This window comes from Streptomyces sp. 549, assembly GCF_030124175.1.
GTDB lineage: Bacteria > Actinomycetota > Actinomycetes > Streptomycetales > Streptomycetaceae > Streptomyces.
In genome coordinates, this window is record NZ_JASKMT010000008.1 from 156,739 (window position 1) to 182,287 (window position 25,549).

The following is a 25,549-nucleotide window of genomic DNA, read 5'->3' on the forward strand; positions in this document are numbered from 1 at the left end:
GCCGCGCCCGCCCCTCGTGTTCGGCCCTGCTCGAAGCGCCCGGCAACCGCTCCGAGCAGGGCGGATAAGCAGCGCTTGGCCTCCGCGCAAGGAGGGCGGCAATGGACACGGCAGCACCAGGACACGACAGTGGGAGCATGCAGCAGTCACTGGCAGCAGCCGAGTTCGCCCCGCGGACCACCTACCTCAACACCGCCTCGCACGGCCTGCACCCGGCACGCACCACCGCCGCGCTGCGCGCCGTGGTCGAGCAGACCGCCGACGGCAGCATGGACCAGCTCCGCTGGTTCGAGGACGTGGAGCGCGCCCGTGCCGCCTTCGGCCGCCTGGCCGGGTTGCCCCCCGAGCAGGTCGCCACCGGCTCCACCGTCGCCGTGCACGCCTCCCTGATCGCCGGCTCCCTGCCGCCGGGAGCGGAGGTCCTGGTGGCGGAGGGGGACTTCAGCTCCGTCATCAACCCCTTCACGATGCGCGGCGACCTTGTGGTGCGCATCGCGCCGCTGGCGGAACTGGCCGAGTCGGTCCGTCCGGACACCGCCCTCGTCGCGGTCAGCGCCGTGCAGTCGGCTGACGGGCGGGTGGCCGACCTCGAAGCGGTGGCCGCCGCCGCCCGCGCGCACGGTGCCCGCACCCTCGTCGACACCACCCAGTCCACCGGCTGGCTGCCGCTGGACCACAACCTGTTCGACTACACGGTGTGCGGCGCCTACAAGTGGCTGCTCTGCCCGCGCGGTACGTCGTTCCTCACCGTGCCGGAGGACGGCGGCGACCTGCGCCCGCTGCACGCCGGCTGGATCGCGGGCGAGCACCCGTGGGACAGCTGCTACGGGCCGGTGACCGAACTGGCGCGCTCCGCGCGGCGCTTCGACGAGGCCCCGGCGTTCCTGCCGTACGTGGGAGCGGCGGCCTCGCTGTCGCTGATCGAGGAACTGGGCCAGGAGCGCGTCGGCGCGCACGACCGCGCGCTGGCGGCCCGCTTCCGCTCGGGAGCGCTGGAGCTGGGGCTGCGCCCGGTCCCCGGCGACTCGGCGGTGGCCGCCGTGCCGGGTCTGGGTGAGGCGGCCGAGCAGGTGGAGAAGGCCGGGGTGCGGGTCGCGGTCCGGGCCGGCAGCCTGCGCGCGGCCTTCCACCTCTACAACACCGCCGAGGACGTGGACCGTCTGCTCGACGCACTCGCCGGCGTGACCCCGGCCCGCTGACCGGGCCGCACGGCGACGGGCGCCCCTGCTGTGTGCGGGGGCGCCCGTCGCCGTGCGCGGTGGTCCGGGAGCGGTCGCGGCCGCTCCCGGACGGGCGGTCACCTCACCGGGGTGAAGTCCCGGGCGCCCAGGAACTCCGGACGCGGGACGGGAGCCGCGAACGGCTCCACGGCGGGGTTCTCCACGCTGTTGAACACGATGAAGACGTTGCTCCTCGGGTACGGCGTGATGTTGTCGCCCGACCCGTGCATGCAGTTGCAGTCGAACCAGGTGGCCGATCCTGCGGGGCCGGTGAACAGCTTGATCCCGTGCTCCGAGGCGAAGTCGGTCAGCGCCTCGTCGGAGGGGATGCCCGCGTCCTGCATCTGCAGCGACTTCTTGTAGTTGTCCTCCGGCGTTGCCCCCGCGCAGCCGAGGAAGGTGCGGTGCGACCCAGGCATGATCATCAGGCCGCCGTTGGTGGTGAAGTTCTCGGTGAGAGCGATCGACACCGACACGGTCCGCATGTTCGGCAGGCCGTCCTCGGCGTGCCACGTCTCGAAGTCGGAGTGCCAGTAGAAGCCGCTGGCACCGAACCCGGGCTTGACGTTGATCCGCGACTGGTGGACGTAGACGTCCGAGCCGAGGATCTGCCGGGCACGGTCGACCAGGCGCGGGTCGCGGACCAGGCCGGCGAAGATCTCGCTGATCTTGTGGACCTCGAAGACGGTCCGGATCTCCTGCGACTTCGGCTCCACGATCGAGCGCTCGTCCTCCCGGATCACCGGGTCGGTCGTCAGCTTCTCCAGCTCACCGCGGTAGAGCAGTACCTCTTCCGGGGTGATGAGCTGCTCCATGGCGAGGAACCCGTCACGCTCGAAGCCGTCCAGCTCGGAGCCGTCCAGCGGCCCCGCAGTTCCCGGCTCGGACCAGACCACCGGGTCCTGCCGCGGGACGGCGACCTCGGTGGCGCCGCGTGTCGGGTACAGGTCGGCGGTTCGCATCGGTGCGGTGGTCATGGGCTTGCCTTCCTCTCCTCTCGTACGGTCTGTCCTTCGTGAGACCGGACGAAGCGGGCCGCTCGTCAGCTCGCGTCGTCCTCGGTGAGCAGCGGGTAGACGCCGTTCTCGTCGTGGTCCTCCCGGCCGGTGACCGGCGGGTTGAAGACGCACACCACGCGGAAGTCGGTCTTCGGGCGCAGCGTGTGCTTCTCGTGCCCGTCGAGCAGGTACATCGTGCCGGGCGAGATCCAGTGCTTCTCGCCGGTCTCGTCGTTGGTGAGCTCTGCCTCACCCTCTACGCAGAGTACGGCTTCCACATGGTTCGCGTACCACATCGACGTCTCGGTACCCGCGTAGAGCACGGTCTCGTGGAAGGAGAACCCGACCCTCTCCTTCGCCAGGATGAGGCGCTTGCTGCGCCACGTCCCGGACGCGGACCTGATGTCGCGGTCGGTGTCCTCGATTTCCTGGAGGGATCGCACGATCACAGCGTGTGCTGCCTTTCTTTTCGTGGTCTTCTCGTCACGACGCGGGCGGGCGTGCCGTGCCCGCGTCCCGCGCTCTGCGGTAAAGGGGGCGGCCCGCCCCCCTGGTGGTGAGGGGCGGGCCGTGGCGGCTCGGGTCAGACGGTCTCGCGGACCGCGCGGGCCAGGATGCGGAGCCCCTCGTCCAGCTCCTCCGGGCTGATCGTCAGTGCCGGGAGCAGCTTGACGACCTCGCTCTCCGGGCCGGAGGTCTCGATGAGGAGTCCCAGCTCGAAGGCACGCTTGGCCACCTTCCCGGCCAGCGGCTTGTCATGCAGTTCCAGGCCCCACACGAGTCCGCGTCCGCGGTACTCGACCACGGCCTCGGGGTGCTCCTCGGCGATGGCCTTGAGCGTGGCCTCGACCTGCTCGCCGCGGAGAAGGGTCTGCTTCTCCATCTGGTTGTCGGCCCAGTAGGTCTCCAGCGCCGCCGTGGCGGTGACGAAGGCCGGGTTGTTGCCGCGGAAGGTGCCGTTGTGCTCTCCGGGCTCCCAGATGTCCAGCTCGGGCTTGAACAGGCACAGCGACATCGGCAGGCCGTAGCCGCTGATGGACTTCGACACCGTCACGATGTCCGGGGTGACGCCGGCCTCCTCGAACGAGAAGAAGGCACCGGTGCGACCGCAGCCCATCTGGATGTCGTCGACGATCAGCAGCATGTCGTGCCGCTCGCAGAGGTCGGCCAGGGCGCGCAGCCACTCGACCCGGGCGACGTTGATGCCGCCCTCGCCCTGCACGGTCTCCACGATGACCGCGGCCGGCTTGTTGAGACCGGAGCCGGAGTCCTCCAGCAGCCGCTCGAACCAGATGAAGTCGTCGGTGACGCCGCCCAGGTAGTCGTCGAAGGGCATCGGGGTGCCGTGTACCAGCGGGATGCCGGCTCCGGCGCGCTTGAAGGCGTTTCCGGTGACGGCCAGCGATCCCAGCGACATGCCGTGGAAGGCGTTGGTGAAGGACACGATCGACTCGCGGCCCTTGACCTTGCGCGCCAGCTTCAGCGCCGCCTCGACGGCGTTCGTCCCGGTCGGGCCGGGGAACATGACCTTGTACGGCAGGTCGCGGGGGCGCAGCACCAGGTTCTGGAAGGTCTCCAGGAAGGCGCGCTTGGCGACGGTGGACATGTCCAGGCCGTGCGTGACGCCGTCCCGCTCCAGGTAGTCGATGAGGGCGCGTTTGAGCACGGGGTTGTTGTGGCCGTAGTTCAGCGAGCCGGCGCCGGCGAAGAAGTCCAGGTAGGTGTGGCCGTCCTCGTCGTGCATGTAGCTGCCCTGCGCACGGTCGAAGATCGTCGGCCAGGCGCGGCAGTAACCGCGGACCTCGGACTCAAGGGTCTCGAAAACGCTCAGGTCGGGCTGCGTGATGGTCACAGGGAACTCCTGAAGAGTTGAAGTGTGGGGAAGTCTGGGGGCGGACCTGTAGCGGAGCGGCGGGGTCAGCGCTGTGCGGCGCCCGGCGCCGGCTCCGGCGTCAGGGGGCCGATTCGGTACAGCACCTCCGGCTCGTGTCCGCTCTCCGGGAACACCTCGCCGTCGAACAGCACCTCGCGCTCCGCAGCGGCGCCGTGCCGCTCGGCGAAGGAGGTGAACAGTCGGTTGGAGGGGGCGTTGTCAGGGGTGACGGTCGTCTCGACGCGGTCGGCACCGGACTGCTCCGCGACCCGTGCGAAGAGCCCGTCCAGCATGGCCCCGGCGAGGCCCCGGCCCCGCTGGGAGTGGTCCACCGCGACCTGCCAGACGAGCAGGGTCCCGGGCTGCTCGGGGCGCAGGTAGCCGGTGATGAAGCCGACCGGCCCGCCGTCGCCGTCGCGCGCCACCACGGAGGTGGCGGAGAAGTCCCGGCACCACAGCAGGTAGCTGTAGGAGGAGTTGAGATCGAGCACCCGGGAGTCACGGGCTATCCGCCACATTGCGGATCCGTCCTCCAGGCGTGGGGCGTCGAGCTTCAGTCCTTCCGGCATTTCCAGGAATGTGCGAGGGGCACGTGCATGGTCTGCTTGTGCGGGGGTCATGGCATCAAATTTACCCAGCAGAATCTGAAAATGCATCGCGGTGAGGGGTTACGCCAGCGGCGTCGATATGTTATCGCGCGCACTCGCCCGCCGATGCGGACGCGCTCAGAACGGGACGCCATATGGGGAAAATACCGGACGAACCGCACCCGCTGTTGGGTCGATCACAGCTGCGTAACGTTGCCGGAACCTGTCCGAATTAAGAGTCGTCGCTCACCCTTGAAAAGAAGGATGTTTGAAGTCCGGAAAACGGGGCAGAAGAATGTGGGCTTCTGCACGCGAATTCATGTGGCAGATTCCGCGCCCACTATACCCCCGGTGGAATGTGAGCTGGCTCTCATCCTCCGCTCTCCCGGTTTACCGGCCCGGCGCGGGAGAAACCGCCCCACGGCGGCGGCCCCCTTCCCTCCTCACCGCCCGTAGCGGCCCGTCCCCCTGCCGTCGCCCGCAGTCCGGCTCGTACAGTGCGGGCATGAGCCAGAGCGCGGTGCTGCACATCAAGGGGCGGGTCCTGGTGGGGCCCGACGACGTCCGGGACGAGCTGTGGGCGGTCGACGGCCGCGTCACCTTCGAGCGGCCCCCGGCGGCCCTGGGCGCCACCGTGCTGGAGGGCTGGGTGCTGCCCGGGCTGGTGGACGCCCACTGCCACGTCGGGCTGGACGCGCACGGCGCGGTCGACGAACCGACCACCGAGAAGCAGGCGCTCACCGACCGCGACGCCGGAACGCTGCTCATCCGCGACGCCGGTTCCGCGGCCGACACCCGCTGGGTCGACGACCGGGAGGACCTGCCGAAGATCATCCGGGCCGGCCGCCACCTCGCGCGGACCCGCCGCTACATCCGCAACTACGCGCACGAGATCGAGCCCGGCGACCTGCCCGCCTACGTACGGCGGGAGGCCCGCCGGGGTGACGGCTGGGTGAAGCTGGTCGGGGACTGGATCGACCGCGAGCACGGGGACCTGACCGCGTGCTGGCCGCGCGGCGCGCTGGAGGCGGCCATCGCCGCCGCCCACGAGGAGGGCGCCCGGGTCACCGCGCACTGCTTCGCCGAGGAGTCGCTGCGCGACCTGGTGGAGGCGGGCATCGACTGCGTCGAACACGCCACCGGCCTCACCGAGGACACCATCCCGCTGTTCGCCGAGCGCGGGGTGGCGATCGTGCCCACCCTGGTCAACATCGCGACCTTCCCGCAGCTCGCCGCCGGGGGTGAGGGCAAGTTCCCCCGCTGGTCGGCCCACATGCGCGCGCTGCACGCCCGCCGCTACGAGACCGTGCGCGCGGCGTACGACGCCGGCATCCCCGTCTTCGTCGGCACCGACGCGGGCGGGTCGCTGCCGCACGGCCTGGTCGCGGAGGAGGTCGCCGAACTCGTCCGCGCGGGCCTCCCCCCGCTGGAGGCGCTGTCCGCCACCACCTGGCGGGCCCGTACCTGGCTGGGCCGTCCCGGCCTGGAGGAGGGCGCCCCTGCGGACCTGGTGGTCTACGAGGCGGACCCGCGCGCCGACGTCCGGGTGCTGGCCGCGCCTCGGCACGTGGTGCTGCGGGGGCGCGTCGTGCAGTAGCGACTGCGGATTCGAGTACTCGTGCGGAAACCCCCCGTACGAGTGAACCCACGTGACGTAGCTGGCAGACCACGCTCCGTGCGTCAACGATGGCGTGGTCTCCGTCACCGGTACGAGCGATGTCCCCCATGGCCGTGCCGGTGACGCCATGCCTTATGTGGGGGTTTCTCACCGTGTATTCGACCGTTCGCCGTCCCGCTCTCAGCCTGCTCGCCGCCGCCGCCCTCGTCGGGGTCGCCGGTGTCCCCGCCCACGCCACCGGGGACGCCGACCCCGGCGAGGCCAGGGCGTCCGTGCTGCGCACCGGCCTGGACGTGGGACTGCTCAACAAGACCGTCGACGTGCCGCTCTCCGTCACGCTCAACGAGGTCTCCGCCCCCGGTCAAAGCGGCGGCAGCGCGGAGAACACCGCGCTCACCGCCGAACTGGACGGGGTGAACCGCGGCAAGCCGTTCAGCGTGCTGCGCGCCGACGTCGCCACCGCGCGGGCCGACGTCCAGGACAAGAAGGCCGAGGCCGAGGTGGTGCTCGCCCGGGCCCGGGTCCACGTGCCCGGCCTACCGCTGCTGTCCGTCATCGAGGTCGAGAAGGTCACCTCCAAGGCGGTCTGCGCGGCCGGAGCGCAGCCGACCGCCGAGTCCAACGTGCTGGGGTCGGTCTCCGTCCTGGGCAAGAAGGTCAAGCTCACCGCGGGCGGACCGACGGTCGTGGAAGTGCCCAAGATCGGCAAGGTCACGCTGGAGCTCTCCAGGACCGAGACCACCAGCCGCACCGCCGCTGCCGCAGCCCTCTCACTCGACGTGGCCGTCAACCCGCTCGATCTGAACGTGGCCGAGGTCGAGGGCAGCGTCACGCTCGCCGAGGTCAGCTGCCGCACGCCGAAGGCGGCCAAGGAGGTCACCACCCAGACGGTGCCCACCGAGCAGCCCGAGGAGAAGCCGGAGGAGAAGGCCGGCGAGGAGGCCGACGAGGAGCCCGCGGTGCGGGTGGAGAAGGAGGAGCCGAACGGACCCAACCTGGCGGCGACCGGCGGCGACTCCCGCACGCCGTACCTCGTCGGCGGTGCGGCCCTGCTGCTCGGCGCCGGTGGCGGCCTGGTGCTCGCCCGGCGACGCCGCAGCTGACGGCAGCGACCGGCCGCTGCCCGCTCACGGGCGCGGCCGGTCAGCCTCGCCGCCTGGACCGTTCTCGGGTCCGCGGCGGTCAGCGGACGCCGGTCAGCGGACCCCGGCGGCGGTCAGTGCGGCGGCGAAGCGGTCCGTGGTGGCCCGGTCGCGCACGGCCAGCCGGAACCACTCCGGCCCCAGGCCGGGAAAGGTGTCACCGCGCCGCACCGCGAAGCCCGCGGTGCGCAGCCGCTCCCGCAGCGCCGCCGCGTCCGGGTGCCGGACCAGCAGGAACGGACCGCGCGGATCGGGCGTGGCCGCGGTCAGCTCGGCAAAACCGGACAGCCGGGCCAGTAGGTGGGCCCGGTCGGCGGTGAAACGGGCGGCGGCCTCGGCGGCCTCGGCCGCCGCCCGCTCGGTGCAGCACGCCTCGGCCGCGGCCAGCGCGGGGGAGGACACCGGCCACAGCGGCTGCTGCCGGGCCAGCCCGGCGACGGTCTGCGGATCGGACAGCACATAGCCGATCCGCAGACCGGCCAGTCCCCACGTCTTGGTGAGGCTGCGCAGCACCACCGTACGGCCGGGCAGCGTCCCGATCCGGGGGACCAGCGACTCGCTCTCGCCGGGCACCGCGTCCATGAACGCCTCGTCGACCACCAGCGTCCGCCCCGGCCGGGCCAGGCGGGCCAGTGCCTCCGCCGGGTGCAGTACCGAGGTCGGGTTGGTGGGGTTGCCGACCACCACGACGTCCGCCTCGGGCGGCACCGCGTCCGGATCGAGCCGGAACCCGTCCGCGGCGTCCAGCAGCACCCGCCGCACCGCGAGTCCGGCGTCACGCAGGGCCGCCTCCGGCTCGGTGAACTGCGGATGCACCACCACCGGCCGGCTGCCGCCCAGCGCGCGGGCCAGCAGGACGAACGCCTCGGCCGCGCCCGCCGTCAGCAGCACCGACTCCTCGGGCATGCCGTGGTGGCCGGCGACCGCCCTGCGGGCCCCCCGCCCGTCCGGGTAGGCGGCCAGCCCGCCCAGGGCCTCGGCGATCCGCTCCCGCAGCCAGTCGGGGGGAGTGCCGGTCCGGACGTTCACCGCCAGGTCGGTCAGCCCGGCACCCGCGTCGCGCAGCTCGGCGTCGCCGTGGTGGCGGAGGTCCGGCTCGTCCCCGATCGGGCCGGGGCGGTCGGGCTGGGGCACGGCGCTGCGGCCGGTGGCGGGGGTGGCGGTCACCGCTTCTCCTCGTGGTCCTGAGCCGGCGCCGACGGGTGCGCCGCCGGCCCGGGCCGGTAGGCCACCGCGCAGGTGGCTCCCGGCAGCCGTCCCACCGGGGCCGACTTCACCTTGCCCACCAGCAGCCGCGCCCCGGGGCCCGCGCTGCACAGCGCCGCCGCCTCGGCGACGCTCGGCGTACCGACCGAGCGCAGCGAGCGGCTGGACGGTTCGGCGACCGGCACCGCCGCCAGCACCGCCGCCGGATGGGCCCGCAGCGGCACGCCCAGCCAGGCGGCGGCGGCCAGCAGGCCGGGCTCGGCGGCCTTGACGTCCACGGTGGCCAGCTCGGCGACCGCGGCCGGGTCCAGTCCGTGCGCCGCCAGCACCTCACGCAGCAGGGTGACGACCTCCTCGGCCGGCACGTCCCGACAGCCCCCGACCCCGACCGCCAGCACTCCCGGCGCCGAGGCCCGTCCCCCGGTCACGAACGGCAGCCGTGCACGAAGCGGGCGGCCAGCGACGGCTCCGCCGCCCAGTGCACGTGCAGGTAGGACGCGTGCACCCGGTCGGTGGTGAAGCCCTCCGTGCGGCGTTCGGGGCGCACCAGGCCCCACGCGGGGCGGTCCCCGGCCCCGGGGTCGGTGGCGGTCCGGTGGAACTCGTGGCCGCGCACCCTGGTGCCGGCCGCCGCCAGCGGGCTGTCGGACAGCGCCACCGCCTCCCGGTAGCCCAGGGTGAGCTTGTCCGTCATGCGGGCGGAGGCGTCGAGGAGTCCGCACATCGGCTTGCCGTCGAGTTCCCGCGCCAGATAGAGCAGTCCCGCGCACTCGGCGGCGACCGGTCCGGTGAACGCGGCGACCGCCCGGCGCAGCGGCTCGTTGGCGGACAGCTCCGCCGCGTACACCTCGGGAAAGCCGCCGCCGACGACCACACCCCGGGTGCCGTCCGGGAGCTGCTCGTCGCGCAGCGGGTCGAAGGGCACCACGTCCGCGCCCGCCGCGGCCAGCAGCTCGGCGTGCTCGGCGTAGGAGAAGGTGAACGCCGGCCCGCCGGCCACCGCCACCACCGGCCGCCGCCCGGCCTGCGCGCCGCCCGCCGCCGCGGGCTCCCCGGCCCCGGTGGCGGCCGGAACCGGGGAGGCCGCGGCACGCAGCGCTTCCTCGGGGTCCCACGGCTGCTCCGGCAGCGGCGGCGCGGACCGCGCCACCTCCAGCAGCGCCGGCAGGTCCACCCCGGCCCGGACCTGCGCGGCCAGGGCCGCGACCGCGTCGACGGCCTCGCCGTGCCGCTCGGCGGCCGGCACCAGCCCCAGGTGGCGGGAGGGCGTGCGCACCTGCCGGTCGCGCCGCAGCACTCCCAGCACCGGCACGCCCGACGCGTCGAGGGCCTCCCGCAGCAGCAGCTCGTGCCGGTCGGACCCCACCTTGTTGAGGATCACCCCGGCCAGCCGCACGCCCGGGTCCCAGGACGCGAAGCCGTGCACCAGCGCCGCGACCGAACGGGACTGCGAGGAGGCGTCGACCACCAGCACCACCGGTGCCCGCAGCAGCTTCGCCACCTGCGCGGTCGAGCCCAGCTCGCCCTGCCCGGCGGCCCCGTCGTACAGACCCATCACCCCCTCGACCACCGCGAGGTCCGCGCCCGCCGCACCGTGCAGGAACAGCGGCGCGACCAGCTCGGGGCCGCACAGGTAGGCGTCGAGGTTGCGCCCCCTGCGCCCGGCGGCCAGCGAGTGGTAGCCGGGGTCGATGTAGTCGGGCCCCACCTTGTGGGGCGAGACGGTCATCCCCGACGCGGCGAACGCCGCCAGCAGCCCGGTGGCCACGGTGGTCTTGCCGCTGCCAGAGGAGGGAGCCGCGACGACCAGCCGGGGGACGCTCACCATTCGATGCCCCGCTGGCCCTTCTGGCCGGCGTCCATCGGGTGCTTCACCTTGCCCATCTCGGTCACCAGGTCGGCCGCGTCCAGCAGCGGCTGCGGCGCGTTGCGGCCGGTGACCACGACGTGCTGCTGCCCGGGGCGGTCCCGCAGAACCGCGACGACCTCCTCCGGGTCCACCCAGCCCCAGTGCATCGGGTAGGCGAACTCGTCGAGCACGTAGAGCCGGTACGTCTCGGCGGCCAGGTCGCGCTTGACCTGCTCCCAGCCCTCACGGGCGGCGTCCTCACTGGAGGAGATGTCGCGCTGGACCCAGGACCAGCCCTCGCCCATCTTGTGCCACGCGACCGTCCCGCCCTCGCCGGAGTCACCGAGCACCCGCAGTGCGCGCTCCTCGCCGACCTTCCACTTCGCCGACTTCACGAACTGGAACACCCCGACCGGCCAGCCCTGGTTCCAGGCCCGCAGCGCCAGTCCGAACGCGGCCGTCGACTTCCCCTTGCCGGTACCGGTGTGCACCATCAGCAGTGGCCGGTTGCGGCGCTGCCGGGTGGTCAGACCATCCTCCGGCACCACGCTCGGCTGTCCCTTGGGCATCAGGCGGCTCCCTTCGTCACGTCCTTGACCAGCGCGGACATGGTGTCCGCACGAAGTTCCTCCAGCGTCACCGCGAGCCCGCCCAGCTCGCGGGCGAGCACACCCGCAAGTCCTAGCCGCACATGGCCCGACTCGCAGTCGACAACCACCGAGGCGGTGCCCTCGGCCGCTAGCAGCCGCGCCGCCCGCCGGGCGCGCTCCAGCGGCTCCGGCCCGCCCGTCGCCCGACCGTCCGTCACGGCGACCAGCAGCGGACGCCGGGACGGGTCGCGCATCCGCTCGATCCGCAGCACCTCGCGGGCCCGCAGCAAGCCGCCGGCCAGCGGGGTCCGGCCGCCCGTCGGCAGCGACTCCATCCGGGCCGCCGCCGCGTCCACCGACGAGGTCGGCGGCAGCACCAGCTCCGCGTCCGAGCCCCGGAACGTCACCAACCCCACCTTGTCCCGCCGCTGGTAGGCGTCGAGCAGCAGCGACAGCACCGCGCCCTTCACCGCTCCCATGCGCTGCCGGGCCGCCATGGAACCGGAGGCGTCCACCACGAACAGCACCAGGTTGCTCTCCCGGCCCTCGCGCACCGACTCCCGCAGGTCGTCCCGCCGCACCACCAGTCCCGGCCCCGACCGGCCCCGGCCGTGCTGGTGCGGCGCGGCGGCCTGCACGGTCGCCGCCAGGTGCAGGCGGGTGAGGCTGCCGCGGGGGCGGCGGGAGCCGGTCGTGCGGCCGTGCGCGGTGCGCGCCCGGGAGCGCCGGCCCGCGGAACCCTCGCCCAGACCGGGCACGGACAGGTTGCGGGTACGGAACGGCTCACCCGCCGCGGCGGGCTGCCCGTCTCCCGGGCGTCCGCCGCCGGTGCCGCCCGGCTCCTGCTGCGGCCCGTCCCCCTCCTGCCGGGGCCCGTCCGGCGCCTCGGACCCGTCGGGCGCCGGTGACTCGACCGGCTCGGGCGGCTCGGGCGGCTCGGGCGGCTGGGAGGTGGTGCCGTCGGCCGGTGCCTGCTCCTCGGACGTCACGCCGTCCTGCGGGCCCTCCGGCCCTTCCGGGCCACCGTCACCGTCCTGCGGGGGCCGCCCACCGCCGTCGGGGCCGTCGGGGTCCGGGTCGTCGTCGCCGCGGTGCTGCTCCAGCGTCTCGTCCAGCTTGTCCTCGTCGAGGCCGGGCGCGTCGAAGGGGTTGCGGCGCCTGCGGTGCGGCAGCGCCAGCAGAGCCGCCTGCCGGACGTCCTCGGCGCGCACGTCCGAGCGGCCCGCCCAGGCCGCCAGCGCGGTGGCGGTGCGGGCCATCACGATGTCCGCGCGCATGCCGTCCACCTCGAACGCGGCGCAGGTGGCCGCGATCTGCCGCAGCGCGGTGTCGCCCAGCACCACCTTCGGCAGCAGCTCGCGCGCGGCCGCGATCGCCTCCCGCAGCGCCCGCTCCTGCTCCATCCAGCGGGCGGTGAACGCGGCCGGGTCGTCGTCGTGCGCGAGGCGGCGGCGCACGACCTCCACCCGCTCGTCGGTCTCCCGGGACGCGGCGACCTCCACCGTCAGGCCGAAGCGGTCAAGCAGCTGCGGACGCAGCTCGCCCTCCTCCGGGTTCATGGTGCCCACCAGCAGGAACCGCGAGGCGTGCCGTACCGACACGCCCTCCCGCTCCACGTAGGAGGCGCCCATCGCGGCGGCGTCCAGCAGCAGGTCCACCAGGTGGTCGTGCAGCAGGTTGACCTCGTCGACGTAGAGCACACCGCGGTGCGCCTCGGCCAGCAGGCCGGGCTCGAACGCCTTGACGCCCTCCGACAGGGCCCGCTCGATGTCGAGCGCGCCCACCAGTCGGTCCTCGGACGCGCCGACCGGCAGCTCCACCATGCGCGTCGGCCGGTGCGCGGCGTCCGCCGCCGCGTGCGGACCGTCCGGGCAACCCGGGTCGGGCGCCGCGGGGTCGCAGGCGAAGCGGCAGCCGGGCACCACCGCGACTCGCGGGAGCAGCGCGGCCAGCGCCCGCACCGCGGTGCTCTTCGCGGTGCCCTTCTCGCCGCGGACGAGCACCCCGCCGATGGCCGGGCTGACCGCGTTGAGCAGCAGACCCAGCCGCAGGTCGTCCATTCCGACGATCGCGGTGAACGGGTACGGGGTGCTCATGAGGTGATCACTCCTTCATCGGTGGCCCGGCCGGACGGCACGGACGCTGCGGGACGGGACGACCGGGCGGCCCGGCGGGAGATGCGAGGGGTCATGCCGGCGCCCCGGGTGCCAGGAACGGCAGCCCGGCGGGCGCGCCCTTCTCGACGAGCCGCCACAGGGCGTCGGTGTCGGCGTGCTCCTCGACCAGGTCCCCGAGCCGGTCGAGCTGCTCCTCGCGGAGCGCGGCGAAGCAGGTGCCCGGCGCGGGCACGAACGCGCGTCCGCTGATCGAGGCGACCTCCCGCAGCAGCGCGCGGCGGAAGTCGTCGCTCTCCAACGAGCCGTGCCAGTGGGTGCCCCACACCGCTCCCGAGCGGCAGCCGTCCAGGAACGGCTCACCGCCGGTGACCTCGGCGACCCCGTGGTGGATCTCGTAGCCCTCCACCCGGGCTCCCAGCGCCTCGCCGACCGGCCGGGCGAGGGTCTTCTCCACCGCGAACCGAACCCGCACCGGCAGCAGGCCCAGCCCGTCGACGACTCCGGCCCGGGACTCCACGTCGTCCTCGATGCGCTCCCCGAGCACCTGGAAGCCGCCGCAGACGCCCAGCACCGGACGCCCCTCCGCGGCGCGTCGGCGCAGCGCGGTGGCCAGCCCCCGCTCGTGCAGCCAGCGCAGCGCGCCGACCGTGCCGCGGGTGCCCGGCACGACGACCAGGTCGGCGTCGGCCATCTCCTCCGGGCGGTCGCAGAAGCGCACCACCACGCCGGGCTCGGCGGCCAGCGCGTCCACGTCGGTGAAGTTCGACATGAGCGGCACGGCCAGCACGCCGACCCGCAGCACGTCCCGGCCGTGCGGCGGCGCGGTGCTGGACTCGCGCACGGTGCCGCGCAGCGAGACCCGCAGGCCGTCCTCCTCGTCGATGCCCAGCCCGTGCCGGAACGGCAGCACACCGACCGTGGGCCGCCCGGTGACCTGCCGCAGCATGTCGAGGCCCGGCTCCAGCAGGCCGACGTCGCCGCGGAACTTGTTGATCAGGTATCCGCTGACCAGCTGCTGGTCCTCGGCGGACAGCAGCGCGGTGGTGCCGAAGAAGGAAGCGAACACGCCGCCGCGGTCGATGTCGCCGACGACGACCACCGGCAGGTTCGCCGCCCTGGCCAGGCCCATGTTGACGATGTCGCCCCGGCGGAGGTTGATCTCGGCGGGGCTGCCCGCGCCCTCGCAGATCACCGCGTCGTGACTGCGGCGCAGCTCGGCCAGGCAGTCGGTCACCGTGCCGAGCAGCTGCTCGCGCCGGCCCCCGTGGTAGCCGCGGGCGCTCAGCTCGCCGACGGGCCTGCCCAGCACCACCACCTGGCTGGTGCGGTCGCCGCCGGGCTTCAGCAGCACCGGGTTCATCAGCGCGGACGGCTCCACCCTTGCGGCTGCCGCCTGCATGGCCTGCGCCCGGCCGATCTCGGCGCCCTGCCGGGTGACGAAGGAGTTGAGCGACATGTTCTGCGCCTTGAAGGGCGCCACCTTCACACCCTGCCGGGCCAGCCACCGGCAGATGCCCGCGGTGACGACGCTCTTGCCCGCGTCGGAGGTGGTTCCGGCGACCAGCAGTCCGCCGCCGAGCGGCCGCCCACCGCCGGGGCCGGTCCCGTCAGGGGTGCCCGTGCCGATGTGCTCAGCGGATGCCATGCCGCCTCCCGGCGCTGCGGGCCGCGCCGGCGGCCAGGGCGACGGTCAGCGCCAGCGCGCCCACCTTGCGGGACAGTCGGACCGCTGCCTCGATGTCGGCCGGCGTCGCCGTCCGGCCGTCGGCGTGCAGCACGGGACGGTGCTCGACGCGGCCCCGGTAGGACAGCGTGCCGCCCAGCCGTACGCCGAGCGCTCCGGCGAACGCCGCCTCGACCGGGCCGGCGTTGGGGCTGGGATGGCGGTGCGCGTCCTGCTGCCACACTCGGGCGGCGGTGCGCGGGTCCGGTCCGGCGAGCACCGCGAGCAGCGCCGTCAGCCGGGCCCCGGGCCAGCCCAGCACGTCGTCCAGCCGCGCGGCGGACCAGCCGAACCGGCGGTGCCGCGCCGACTTGTGACCGACCATCGCGTCCAGCGTGTTCACCGCGCGGAACGCGGCCATGCCGGGCACGCCGCCGAGTGCCGCCCAGACCAGGGCGCCGACCACCGCGTCGGAGGTGTTCTCGGCGACGGACTCCACCACGGCCCGGGCGATGCCGTCGGCGTCCAGGGACTGCGGGTCACGGCCGCACAGGTGCGGCAGGCGGCGGCGGGCCGCCTCGACGTCGCCCGCCTCCAGCGCGGCACCGATCAGGCGGGCCTCGCGGGCCAGGGACGTGCCGCCCAGCACGGTCCAGGTGGTGGCGGCGGTGAGGGCCACGTCAGCGCCGCCCGGCCGCCGCCGGGCCGCGGTACGGCTCAGCGCGGCGGCGCCCAGCGCGGCGCCGCCGGCGCACACCGCGGTGTGCACGGCTCCGGCTGCCCGGTCGTCGCGCCACAGCACACGTTCCGCGGCGGCGGCGGCCCGGCCGAAGGCGGCGACGGGGTGGCCGCGGCGGGGGTCACCGGCGATCAGGTCGAAGAGGTAGCCGAGGAAGGCCCCGGCGGGGGAGAAGCCCATGGCGTCGTCAGCCCGCCGCCACGCTCCGGAAGGCGGGCGGCCGTGGTGCTCCGGCCACCCCCGGGCCGGCGGGCCGCCGGGCGCGTGGATGCGGGAACGACGCGACGGGCGGATGGGGGAACGCCCCGGCGGTCGGATGCGGGGACGGCAGGGCGGTGCCGGGCATGGCGGTGTGTCCTCACTCAGGGTCCGCGCCCTGGCTCGACGTGACCGGCGGTGAGAGTCTCCTGGCTCCCGGATCCGCACGTCCCCCGGCCTTCCAGCCCGCTGACGGGCCGTGACGCACGGTGGGGGAGCGCTCCCCGGTGACAGTGGCGGGACCGCGCCGGATTCGCACCGGCTTCCTCTCCTGCCGCCGTATGGCAACCGGCAGTCCACCACGCCCGGCAGAAGCCGTCAACTCCCGCTTGACCTGCGGGGCTGGAGTGTGAGCGGGCACACCGAGGGGGCACGGAGAACGCGCTCCGTGCCCCCTCGCGGCGGCCCGGTCAGGCCGCGATGATCCAGATGCCGTAGGCGACCGCCAGCGCGCAGATGCCGTAGCTGACGAAGGCGCCGACCCTGCCCAGCACGGTCGGGTTGCCGTCCGCGCCGCGCGCCGAGGAGCCGACGATGCCGAGGGTGAAGACCCCGACGAGCGCCAGGGTGGCCACCAGGCTCACGCCGAAGACCTGGCCGAGTGCGGCCCAGTCGATGTTCATCGTGCCTGTTCCTTCCGGTTACGGGGCGGTCGTGGCGGCGGGCCGGGCGGTCTGCTCCGGCGGGGCGTCCGCACCACCGGGGGCGTGCGCGGCGTCACCGTCGGGCGTTCCGGTCTGCTGCGCGTCGGCCTGCTGCGCGTCGGCCTGGGTGGGCACGGCCGGCACCACGACCGGCGGCGGTGCGACGGCCTGCACGGCGTCGGTGACCGGGCCGGGCTGCGCGTCGCCGACCGGCTCCGTCTCGTTGACGTTGGTGTGGTCGACGACCTCGCGGCGGGAGGCGATCCAGATCGCCGCGCACGCGACGACCGCCAGCACACCGACCGCGGTGACGCCCCAGTCGCCCTGCTCGGCCAGGAGCGCGGCGAGCGCCGCGACGACACCGGCTGCCGGCAGCGTCAGGCCCCAGGCGGCGAACATCCGGTTCGCCGTGCTCCAGCGCACCACGCCGCCCTTGCGGCCGAGGCCGGAGCCCATCACCGAACCCGAGCAGACCTGTGTGGTGGACAGCGCGAAGCCCAGGTGCGACGAGGCAAGGATGGTCACGGCCGAGCTGGTCTGCGCGGCGAAGCCCTGCGGCGGCTGGATGTCGGTGAGGCCGCGGCCCATGGTGCGGATGATGCGCCAGCCGCCGAGGTAGGTGCCCAGCGCGATGGCGATGCCGGCGGAGGCGATCACCCACATCGGCGGGTCGGCGTCCGCGCCGAGCACACCACCGGAGATCAGGGCGAGGGTCATCACACCCATGGTCTTCTGCGCGTCGTTGGTGCCGTGTGCGAGGGAGACCAGCGCGGCCGAGGTGATCTGACCCGCCCGGTAGCCCTTGGCGCTGCGCTCGTGGTCCGCCCTGCGCGCCGCGCGGTAGGTGAGCCGGGTGGCGAGCATCGCGGCGAGGCCGGCCACGACCGGGGCGATGAACGCCGGGATGAGGACCTTGGTGAACACCGCGTCCAGGTGGACCGCGCCGACGCCGACGGAGGCGATGGTGGCGCCCATCAGGCCGCCGAAGAGGGCCATCGACGAGCTGGACGGCAGGCCCGCCAGCCAGGTGAGGAGGTTCCACAGGATCGCGCCGACCAGACCCGCGAAGATCACTTCGGGCCGGATGCCGGCGGTCTCGTCGATGATCCCCTTGGAGATGGTGGAGGCCACCTCCACCGAGAGGAACGCGCCGACGAGGTTCAGCACGGCGGACATCGCCACCGCCGCCTTGGGCTTCATGGCCCCGGTGGAGATGGTGGTGGCCATGGCGTTGGCCGTGTCGTGGAACCCGTTGGTGAAGTCGAACACCAAGGCCGTGACGATCACGATCCCGATGAGAAGCGAGATGTGTTCCATTCACCCGGCAATCAGATTCGGCGGCTAGAGGCCCGGCGAACGTAGGGACGGTGAGTGAACGGAAAGTGAACTGGGGAGGGCGTCGCGGTGTCTCTCCCGGGGGCCCGTGACGGCCGGTGACCCGGCGCCGCCCAGGCCGGTCACTGCCGCGCCCCAAGGCCCGGGACGGGCCGGGGAGATGTGCGTCACGCTGCGCCGCTAGAGTTCCCGCCCAGGAGGTGGGGCGGGTGCGGCCACACGGTCAGGACTGGCAGGACGCCTGGTCGAGCGTAGTGCGGACGGCCCGGCGAACAGTCGCCGACGGGCTCGTCGTGGGCACCTCGGGCAACGTGTCCCTGCGCGTCGGCCAGGACACCGTGCTCGTCACCCCCACGGGAGTCCCCTACGCGGAGCTGGGTGGTGACGACCTGTGCGCGGTCACACTCGACGGCCGCCAGATCGCCGGCGACCTCACCCCCACGAGTGAACTGCCCCTGCACCTGGCGGTGTACCGGCACACCGACGCGGCGGCCGTCGTGCACACGCACGCCGTGCACGCCACCGCCGTCTCCACCCTCGTCGACGAGGTCCCGGCCGTGCACTACATCGCCGGTGCGCTCGGCGGCCCGGTCCGCGTCGCTCCCTACGCCCCCTACGGCAGTCACGAACTCGCCGCGCACGCGCTCGCCGCGCTGCGCGACCGCAGCGGCTGCCTGCTGCGCAACCACGGCACCCTCACCCATGGCGCCGACCTCGCCCAGGCCCTGGACAGGACCGCCCAACTGGAGTGGCTGTGCCGGGTGTGGCTGGCCGCGTCCTCGGTGCCCGGCCGCACGCCAGCGCTGCTGCCGCCCGGCGAGGTGGAGCGCACCGCCGTCCGGATGCGCCACTACGGCCAGCCGCCCGACGGCTGACCGGCGCGGAAGCCGCCCGGCGGGCGGTCGCCCACTGGCCGGTTGCCGCCGCGGCCAGGACACTGGACGCGATGCGCCCCCGTACCGCGGCTGCCGTGGCCGCCTCCACCGTCCTGGGTACCGGAGCGGCCGCCGTCGCGGTCGGCCGGTACGCCGCCGGCGGCGCCCTGCGGCCGCGCCGCCGCCCCGCGCCGCCCGGCTTCCCCGCCGAGGCGCTGACCGTGCACACCCGCGGCCCGGACCGCGTCAGCCTCACCCGCACCCTCGACTCGGGGACGCCCGGGGTGTACGGGCTCACCGGCTCCGGCTGCCACGCCGCGATCGGGCCCCTCCTGGACGTGCCGGACGCGTCCCCGGACACGGTGGTGCGCGCACTGCTCTCCGTGAGCGGGGGCGACCTGCGGCCCGGCACCCGGGTGCACCTGACGTCGCAGCTCCACCGGGGCGGGCCCCGCGACGCGCTCGGGCTGGCCGCCGCGGACGTACGCGTACCGGCACCGGCCGGGGCGCTGCCCGCCTGGTGGGTGCCCGGAGCCCGCACCACCTGGGTGATCGCCGTGCACGGGCCCGGCACCGACCGGGACCTCGCGCTCAACCTGCTGCCCTTGCTCTCCGGGCTGGGCCTGCCAGTGCTCGGACTCGGCCTGCGCGGCGACCCGGACGCCCCTGCCGCACCCGGCGGAGTCGCGCACCTCGGCCTCACCGAGTGGCTGGATGTGGACGCCGCCCTGCACTACGCCGTGCGTGAAGGTGCCGCCCGAATCGTCCTGGCCGGCTGGTCCACCGGCGCCTCGGCGGCCCTGTTCACCGCCGCCCGCTCCGTGTTGCGCGACCGGGTGGGCGCGCTGGTGCTCGACTCGCCCGTCCTGGACTGGCGCGGCACCGTGCGGGCGCTCGCCGCCCGGCGGGCGCCGCGCGTCCCGGCGGCGCTGGCGCTGCGCGCCGCCCTGGGCCGGGCCGAGCTGGACGCCGACCGGCTCGACGAGTTGGCCGACCCCCACCGGCCGACCGTGCCAGCGTTGCTCCTGCACGGTACCGAGGACCCCGTCGCGTCCCACGCCGCCTCGCGGGCCTTCGTCGAGGCGCGACCTGACCTGATGCAGTTGCACTCCTTCAGGGAAGCCCGGCACGCCGCCGCGTGGAACGCCGATCCGGCCCGGTGCGAGGCGATTCTGCAGCGCTTCCTCACGCCCCACTTGTGAGCTTTTGCCCGCCGCCCACGTACCTGCCTGCCCCCTGGGGCAGCACACCGTCAGATGGCCGGGAACAGCGGCCGTTTGAGGTTTGGGGGACTTACCAGGAAGACTGCGGGGGTGACGTCCCGTACCCCGCGAGACACCCGACTCAGCGTCGTCCCCCGCCAGGCGGTGGCGAGCGTGCGACGCTCGGCGACGGCCCGGCGAAACCGGCCCGCGCCCCGGCCCCCGGCCTCCCTCGCCCCCCGGGAGCAGCTCGCCGACCAGGCGCGGGCCGCACTCGGCGACGCCGTCCGGCTCGCCCGCCGGGTCGGCGAGTCCGCGACCCCGCCCACCGCCGACCCCGAGCGCGCAGCCGCAGAGCTGCGCCTCCCCGCCGACCAGATCCGAGTGCACTGGGACCGGGCCCTGCTTGCGGGCCTGGTGGAACTGCACCAGGGGGTCGCCCGGCCGGGCTGGCGCCTGCGGGCCTGGGACCGCGACGACTCCGCCGTGCTGCGCGGCTGGGTGGCGCTGTTCGACGGCTGGTCGTTGGCCAACCCCGGCCCGGACGCCAACGATCCGGCGCTTGTCGGTGAAGTGGTCGTGGCGGCACCGCAACTGCTGTCGGTGATGCATCTCTCCTCCGGGCCGGTCACCGAGCCGGCCCTGCTGGAACTGCTCGCCCAGCGCATCGTCGAGCTGCGCACCGAACGCTCCTCCCGTGCCCAGCCCACCACCGGCGACCTGCCCTCCACCCCGGAGCTGGCCGAACTCCTCGACTGGGCGCTGGACGGACTGGCCGCGGTGGGCGCGCTCACCCGCTGCCAGGAATCCGACGGCGGCGGCCAGGCCGTGCTCACCCCGCTGGGCAACTGGGCGGTGTGGGTCCGGCTGGAGCAGATCTGCGTGGCCGCGCTCAGCCCGGCCGGAAACATCGAGCAGCCCGCGGCGGACATGCTGCGCGGCTGTGTCCGGCTCTCGCCGGGCCCGGCCCGCGACGAGTACCGGGCCTGGCTCGCCGCCCGCCCCACCGGCCCGGCCGTCACCGAACTGCTGGAGGCCGCCCGCGGGGAGGACGCGCTCATTCGCGCGCTCGCCTTCGAGGCGCTGCGGCTGGTCGGCGCGCCGGCGGAGAGCGCTGTGCGCGCCGCGTGCCAGGAGTCGGCACTGCGCCCCTACGCACTGCTGTGGCTGGCCGAGCACGAGGGCGCCGACCCGGAGGAGCTCGCCGGGGGAGCGGGCGGGGTGCTCACCCGCGAGGAGGCCACCTGGCTGTGGATCGACACCGCAGCCGCGGTCGCCGACCACGGCGAGTCGCAGCTGCTTGTCGACCACCTGGAGTCGGCGGCGCAGAACTCGGTGCCCAGGCTGCTGGAGGAGGTGCGCGCCACCGGTCATCCGAGGACCGTGCAGGTGCTCGTGGCGCTGGCAGCAGCCCACCCGGACCCCGCGCTGGCCAAGGCCGTCCGGCGGGCGGCGTTCCAGGTGCACACCGGGGACGGCTGAGCCCGCGGCGGGGTCGTCGCGAGGCGGGACCGCCCGCCCCGTGACGGCCGCCCGCCGCTCCCGCCCCCCGCCGCTCCCGCCCCCCCGCCCGCCGCTCAGGCGGAACCGGCGGCGGGCAGGTACGTGCCGAAGGACCAGACGTTGCCCCCGACGTCCCGGGCGAGGTAGTCCCGGGAGCCGTAGTCCCGGTCGGTGGGCGGCTCCAGGATCTCCGCACCCTGCTCGGCGGCCCTGCGGTGGTGGGCGTCCACGTCCGGTACACCGCCCACGTACACCGAACTCGGCCCGCTGCCCCGCATCGCCTCGGCGAACGCCCCGGTGCCACCGGCGGAGCCGAGCATGACCACCCCGCCGCCCTGGGACAACTCCGCGTGCATGATGCTGCCGTCGTCCTCGCGGTAGACGGCGTCGGTCGAGAAGCCGAAGGCCTCGGTGAGCTGCTTCAGGGCCGCGTCGGCGTCCTCGTACAGCAGCGTGGGACAGATCGCGGGCGGCCCCGGGGTTCCAGCGGCGGACGGAGCGTTGGTGGTCATGGCACTCTCCTGGCATCTCTTGGAACACGCGGAAAACACACGGAAACACACGGAAACACGCCGAAACGCGCGGAAACACCCGCACACACGGGAAGCACGGACCGGAGGGTCGGCACGCCCGCTGCAAGCTGGCCCTTCCGAGTCTGGCAGCGGGGTCTGACAACCGCTCGCCGTCGGGCCCGCGCGGCCGGGCCGCCTCCGGGTCCGCCGTCCCGCCGGCCCGGAATACCGGGCGCGATACGCCGTTAGACTGAGAGGTATGGCAACTCCTCTCACTCATTAGCTGACGACGAACGTCCACCGGCCGCGGCCCCGCGAGTCCGGCCCAGCGGCGTGCCCGCCCCCTGTCCCGTACGTTCGTCCTGCCAGGAGTTCTCCGTGATCACCGTCTCCGGACTGGAGCTGCGCGCCGGCGCCCGGGTCCTCATCGAGGCCGCCAGTTTCCGTATCGCCCGCGGCGACCGCATCGGCCTGGTCGGCCGCAACGGCGCCGGCAAGACCACCCTCACCAAGTGCCTCGCCGGTGAGGGCGTGCCGGCGGCCGGCACGATCACCCGCAGTGGCGAGGTCGGCTACCTGCCGCAGGACCCGCGCACCGGCGACCTGGACGTGCTGGCCAGCGACCGCATCCTCTCCGCCCGCGGCCTGGACACCGTGATCCGCAAGATGCGGGAGAACGAGCAGCGGATGTCCAACGGGCAGGGCGCCACCCGCGAACGCGCGATGCGCAAGTACGAGCGCCTGGAGACGGAGTTCCTCACCAAGGGCGGGTACGCCGCCGAGGCGGAGGCCGCGACCATCGCCGCCAGCCTCGGACTACCCGACCGGGTGCTCGCCCAGCCGCTGCACACCCTCTCCGGCGGCCAGCGGCGCCGCGTGGAGCTGGCCCGCATCCTCTTCTCCGACGCCGACACGCTGCTGCTGGACGAGCCGACGAACCACCTCGATGCGGACTCCGTCGTGTGGCTGCGCGACTTCCTGAAGACCTACCGCGGCGGGCTCGTGGTGATCTCGCACGACATCAACCTGGTCGAGACGGTCGTCAACAAGGTCTTCTACCTGGACGCCAACCGGTCGCAGATCGACCAGTACAACATGGGCTGGAAGCAGTACCTGACCCAGCGCGAGGCCGACGAGAAGCGGCGCAAGCGGGAGCGGGCGAACGCGGAGAAGAAGGCCGCGACGCTCAACGCGCAGGCCGACAAGATGCGGGCGAAGGCGACGAAGGCGGTGGCCGCGCAGAACATGGCCCGCCGGGCCGAGAAGCTGCTCGCCGGACTGGACGAGCAGCGCCGCGGCGACAAGGTCGCCAAGCTCCGCTTCCCGGACCCGTCGCCGTGCGGGCGGACCCCGCTGACCGCGGAGGGCCTGTCCAAGTCCTACGGCTCGCTGGAGATCTTCACCGACGTGGACCTGGCGATCGACCGCGGCTCGCGCGTGGTCATCCTCGGCCTCAACGGCGCCGGCAAGACGACGCTGCTGCGCCTGCTCGCCGGAGTGGAGCAGCCCGACACCGGTGAGGTCCGGCACGGCCACGGCCTCAAGCTGGGCTACTACGCGCAGGAGCACGAGACGCTCGACCCGGACCGGACGGTGCTGGAGAACATGCGGTCCTCCGCGCCGGACATGGACCTGGTCGAGGTCCGCAAGGTGCTCGGCTCGTTCCTGTTCTCCGGTGACGACGTCGACAAGCCCGCCGGGGTGCTCTCCGGGGGGGAGAAGACCCGGCTGGCCCTGGCCACGCTGGTGGTCTCGTCCGCGAACGTGCTGCTGCTGGACGAGCCGACGAACAACCTCGACCCGGCAAGCCGCGAGGAGATCCTCGGTGCGCTGCGGACCTTCTCCGGGGCCGTCGTGCTCGTCACCCACGACGAGGGTGCCGCGGACGCGCTGCAGCCGGAGCGCATCATCCTGCTGCCCGACGGCGTCGAGGACCTGTGGGGTCGCGACTACGCCGACCTGGTCGCCCTGGCCTGACGCCCCCGCACCGGCGCGGCGGCGGCTCCGGTCCGGCGCGCGGCCCGGGCCCTGCCCGCCCGCGGTCGGGCCCGGCCGGGACGATCTTCCGCTGAAGCATTCGCTCGACGGGTGATCCTTCATCTGAGTGAGGGCGGCTCGTACCCGGTTGTCGCCGCACGCGGGGGAGCGGGCGCGGGCGCCCGCCCGCGCCGGCGTGCGGTGTGACCTGCCGCACACCCGATCTGACCTCGGATTTCTTCCCGTCGCCCGCGGCCGGAACCCGCCGCTGCACCGCCTGGGCCGGCCTCGCCGCCCACTTCTGGGGACCCGCTGACGGCCAAGGTTGTCGATGAGACCTTGCCGAATGGGTGGCCAGATGCGGGGGAAGGGGTGATCATGAGAGTCCAGAGCGCACTTCCCACGAGGAGGCACGGGTGGCCGAAACTCTGAAGAAGGGCAGCCGGGTAACCGGCGCTGCGCGCGACAAGCTCGCGGCTGACCTCAAGAAGAAGTACGACTCCGGTGCGAGCATCCGGGCGCTGGCCGAGGAAACCGGCCGCTCCTACGGATTCGTGCACCGGATGCTCAGCGAAGCCGGCGTGACCCTGCGCGGTCGCGGCGGTGCGACGCGGGGCCGCAAGGCCGCCTCGTCCTGACGCGGCCACCGGCTCCCGGTGCGGTGTCCACCCGGTCGATCCCCGGACCGGCCGGGTGGTTACTCTGCGGTAAACCAACCGCGGTACACCCACCGGAGGTCCCAGTGACCCTGCTCGACAAGGACGGTGTGCAACTCGCCGTCGACGGCGCCGTGGCCACGGTCACGCTCACCGAACCCGCCAGGCGCAACGCCCAGTCGCCCGCCATGTGGCGGGCGTTGACCGAGGCCGGTCGCATACTGCCGGGCGACGTGCGGGTGGTCGTGCTGCGCGGCGAGGGAGTCTCGTTCTCCGCCGGACTCGACCGTCAGGCCTTCACTCCCGAGGGCTTCGACGGCGAGCCGTCGTTCGTCGACCTCGCACGCGGCTCGGACGCGGACCTGGACGCCACGATCGCCGGCTACCAGGAGGCGTTCACCTGGTGGCGGCGCAACGACCTCGTCACCATCGCGGCCGTCCAGGGGCACGCCATCGGCGCCGGCTTCCAGCTGGCCCTCGCCTGCGACCTGCGGGTGTGCGCCGACGACGTGCAGTTCGCCATGCGCGAGACCAGCCTCGGCCTGGTGCCCGACCTCACCGGCACCCGTCCGCTGCTGGACCTGGTCGGATACGCCCGCGCGCTGGAGATCTGCGCGACCGGCCGCTTCGTGCGCGCCGAGGAGGCCGAGCGCATCGGCCTCGCCAACCTCGTGGTGCCGGCGGACCAGCTGTACGCCGCCGCCACCGACCTCGCCGCCGCCCTGCTCGCCGCCCCGCGCGACGCCGTCATCGAGACGAAGGCGCTGCTGCGCGGCGGCCGGTACCGCGACTACGAGGAGCAGCGCGTCGCCGAACGGGCCGCACAGGCACGCCGACTTCGTGACCTCGCAGGCGTCGCCGAGTGAGCGCCGCCGTCCGGCCGGCGAACCGGCCGGGCGGCGCACCCGCCGACCCCCGCAGGTCCGTGCAACTCCGGACGTGCGGGGGTCGGCGGCGGGCCCGGGCGTCGGCACCACGTCACCCG

23 protein-coding genes and 1 riboswitch are annotated in these 25,549 nt (G+C 74.1%); of the genes, 9 read left to right on the forward strand and 14 right to left on the reverse strand.

What is annotated here, in order from left to right; all coding sequences use genetic code 11:
* The first annotated feature begins 137 nt into the window (after positions 1–137).
* Complete coding sequence (locus tag QNO07_RS12505; protein ID WP_283991897.1) at positions 138–1,199, forward strand: aminotransferase class V-fold PLP-dependent enzyme; 1,062 nt, start codon at positions 138–140, stop codon at positions 1,197–1,199.
* Between the two features lie 98 nt (positions 1,200–1,297).
* Here the strand turns inward: QNO07_RS12505 and thpD are convergent, their stop codons facing one another.
* From thpD to ectA, 4 genes are all read right to left on the reverse strand, one after another.
* Positions 1,298–2,197 carry an ectoine hydroxylase gene (gene thpD, locus QNO07_RS12510; protein WP_283991899.1) on the reverse strand — a complete coding sequence of 300 codons (900 nt, stop codon included), beginning with the start codon at positions 2,195–2,197 and terminating at the stop codon, positions 1,298–1,300.
* 65 nt (positions 2,198–2,262) lie between these two features.
* On the reverse strand, positions 2,263–2,667 hold the full coding sequence (locus QNO07_RS12515) for an ectoine synthase (RefSeq protein WP_283991900.1): 405 nt from the start codon (positions 2,665–2,667) through the stop codon (positions 2,263–2,265).
* Positions 2,668–2,801: 134 nt separating this feature from the next.
* Positions 2,802–4,070, reverse strand: a complete 1,269-nt coding sequence (gene ectB / locus QNO07_RS12520; RefSeq protein WP_283991901.1) for a diaminobutyrate--2-oxoglutarate transaminase — start codon at positions 4,068–4,070, stop codon at positions 2,802–2,804.
* Between the two features lie 65 nt (positions 4,071–4,135).
* Positions 4,136–4,660: a diaminobutyrate acetyltransferase gene (gene ectA / locus QNO07_RS12525; RefSeq protein WP_283991903.1), complete on the reverse strand. Its 525-nt coding sequence runs from the start codon at positions 4,658–4,660 to the stop codon at positions 4,136–4,138.
* A 523-nt stretch (positions 4,661–5,183) separates the two neighbouring features.
* Between ectA and QNO07_RS12530 the strand changes: the two genes are divergently transcribed.
* Both QNO07_RS12530 and QNO07_RS12535 read left to right on the forward strand, forming a co-directional pair.
* Positions 5,184–6,275, forward strand: a complete 1,092-nt coding sequence (locus QNO07_RS12530) for an amidohydrolase family protein (protein ID WP_283991905.1) — start codon at positions 5,184–5,186, stop codon at positions 6,273–6,275.
* A 173-nt stretch (positions 6,276–6,448) separates the two neighbouring features.
* Positions 6,449–7,399: an SCO1860 family LAETG-anchored protein gene (locus QNO07_RS12535; protein WP_283991906.1), complete on the forward strand. Its 951-nt coding sequence runs from the start codon at positions 6,449–6,451 to the stop codon at positions 7,397–7,399.
* 93 nt (positions 7,400–7,492) lie between these two features.
* On the opposite strand, the gene cobC is transcribed toward QNO07_RS12535, so the two are convergent.
* The 9 genes from cobC to QNO07_RS12580 all read right to left on the reverse strand — a co-directional run bounded on the left by cobC (position 7,493) and on the right by QNO07_RS12580 (position 17,821).
* Positions 7,493–8,572, reverse strand: coding sequence for an Rv2231c family histidinol phosphate aminotransferase CobC (gene cobC / locus QNO07_RS12540; RefSeq protein WP_283991984.1), 1,080 nt, complete (start codon positions 8,570–8,572; stop codon positions 7,493–7,495).
* Positions 8,573–8,601: 29 nt separating this feature from the next.
* A complete protein-coding gene (locus tag QNO07_RS12545; protein WP_283991907.1) occupies positions 8,602–9,009 on the reverse strand; it encodes a cobalamin biosynthesis protein in 408 nt (135 codons plus the stop codon).
* Between the two features lie 59 nt (positions 9,010–9,068).
* A complete protein-coding gene (locus tag QNO07_RS12550; protein ID WP_283991908.1) occupies positions 9,069–10,472 on the reverse strand; it encodes a cobyrinic acid a,c-diamide synthase CobB in 1,404 nt (467 codons plus the stop codon).
* Positions 10,466–11,062 carry a cob(I)yrinic acid a,c-diamide adenosyltransferase gene (gene cobO / locus QNO07_RS12555; RefSeq protein WP_283991909.1) on the reverse strand — a complete coding sequence of 199 codons (597 nt, stop codon included), beginning with the start codon at positions 11,060–11,062 and terminating at the stop codon, positions 10,466–10,468. The genes QNO07_RS12550 and cobO overlap by 7 nt, the downstream gene beginning before the upstream one ends.
* Positions 11,062–13,179 carry a putative cobaltochelatase gene (locus QNO07_RS12560; protein ID WP_283991910.1) on the reverse strand — a complete coding sequence of 706 codons (2,118 nt, stop codon included), beginning with the start codon at positions 13,177–13,179 and terminating at the stop codon, positions 11,062–11,064. The genes cobO and QNO07_RS12560 overlap by 1 nt, the downstream gene beginning before the upstream one ends.
* 91 nt (positions 13,180–13,270) lie before the next feature.
* The gene (locus QNO07_RS12565; protein ID WP_283991911.1) at positions 13,271–14,845 is read right to left on the reverse strand and encodes a cobyric acid synthase; all 1,575 of its coding nucleotides are present in this window, start codon (positions 14,843–14,845) and stop codon (positions 13,271–13,273) included.
* A complete protein-coding gene (locus QNO07_RS12570; RefSeq protein ID WP_283991912.1) occupies positions 14,832–15,782 on the reverse strand; it encodes a cobalamin biosynthesis protein in 951 nt (316 codons plus the stop codon). Before QNO07_RS12570 ends, QNO07_RS12565 begins: the two co-directional genes overlap by 14 nt.
* 221 nt (positions 15,783–16,003) lie before the next feature.
* Positions 16,004–16,128, reverse strand: a riboswitch (cobalamin riboswitch).
* 142 nt (positions 16,129–16,270) lie between these two features.
* Positions 16,271–16,483 (reverse strand): hypothetical protein, encoded by a 213-nt coding sequence (locus tag QNO07_RS12575; RefSeq protein ID WP_283991913.1) that lies wholly within the window; start codon positions 16,481–16,483, stop codon positions 16,271–16,273.
* Positions 16,484–16,501: 18 nt separating this feature from the next.
* Positions 16,502–17,821 carry an inorganic phosphate transporter gene (locus QNO07_RS12580; protein ID WP_283991914.1) on the reverse strand — a complete coding sequence of 440 codons (1,320 nt, stop codon included), beginning with the start codon at positions 17,819–17,821 and terminating at the stop codon, positions 16,502–16,504.
* Between the two features lie 227 nt (positions 17,822–18,048).
* Between QNO07_RS12580 and QNO07_RS12585 the strand changes: the two genes are divergently transcribed.
* The 3 genes from QNO07_RS12585 (at position 18,049) to QNO07_RS12595 (ending at position 21,398) form a co-directional block, all read left to right on the forward strand.
* Entirely contained in the window at positions 18,049–18,714 is a 666-nt protein-coding gene (locus QNO07_RS12585; RefSeq protein WP_283991915.1) for a class II aldolase/adducin family protein, read from the forward strand.
* A 71-nt stretch (positions 18,715–18,785) separates the two neighbouring features.
* Positions 18,786–19,916, forward strand: coding sequence for an alpha/beta hydrolase family protein (locus QNO07_RS12590; protein ID WP_283991916.1), 1,131 nt, complete (start codon positions 18,786–18,788; stop codon positions 19,914–19,916).
* 111 nt (positions 19,917–20,027) lie between these two features.
* Positions 20,028–21,398: a hypothetical protein gene (locus QNO07_RS12595; protein WP_283991917.1), complete on the forward strand. Its 1,371-nt coding sequence runs from the start codon at positions 20,028–20,030 to the stop codon at positions 21,396–21,398.
* Positions 21,399–21,493: 95 nt separating this feature from the next.
* Here the strand turns inward: QNO07_RS12595 and QNO07_RS12600 are convergent, their stop codons facing one another.
* Positions 21,494–21,931, reverse strand: coding sequence for a VOC family protein (locus QNO07_RS12600; protein WP_283991918.1), 438 nt, complete (start codon positions 21,929–21,931; stop codon positions 21,494–21,496).
* Between the two features lie 378 nt (positions 21,932–22,309).
* On the opposite strand from QNO07_RS12600, the gene QNO07_RS12605 reads away from it, so the two are divergent.
* The 3 genes from QNO07_RS12605 (at position 22,310) to QNO07_RS12615 (ending at position 25,430) form a co-directional block, all read left to right on the forward strand.
* Positions 22,310–23,908: an ABC-F family ATP-binding cassette domain-containing protein gene (locus tag QNO07_RS12605; RefSeq protein WP_283991919.1), complete on the forward strand. Its 1,599-nt coding sequence runs from the start codon at positions 22,310–22,312 to the stop codon at positions 23,906–23,908.
* A 416-nt stretch (positions 23,909–24,324) separates the two neighbouring features.
* Positions 24,325–24,546, forward strand: coding sequence for a helix-turn-helix domain-containing protein (locus tag QNO07_RS12610; RefSeq protein ID WP_283991920.1), 222 nt, complete (start codon positions 24,325–24,327; stop codon positions 24,544–24,546).
* Positions 24,547–24,650: 104 nt separating this feature from the next.
* On the forward strand, positions 24,651–25,430 hold the full coding sequence (locus QNO07_RS12615) for an enoyl-CoA hydratase/isomerase family protein (protein ID WP_283991921.1): 780 nt from the start codon (positions 24,651–24,653) through the stop codon (positions 25,428–25,430).
* Positions 25,431–25,549 lie beyond the last annotated feature (119 nt).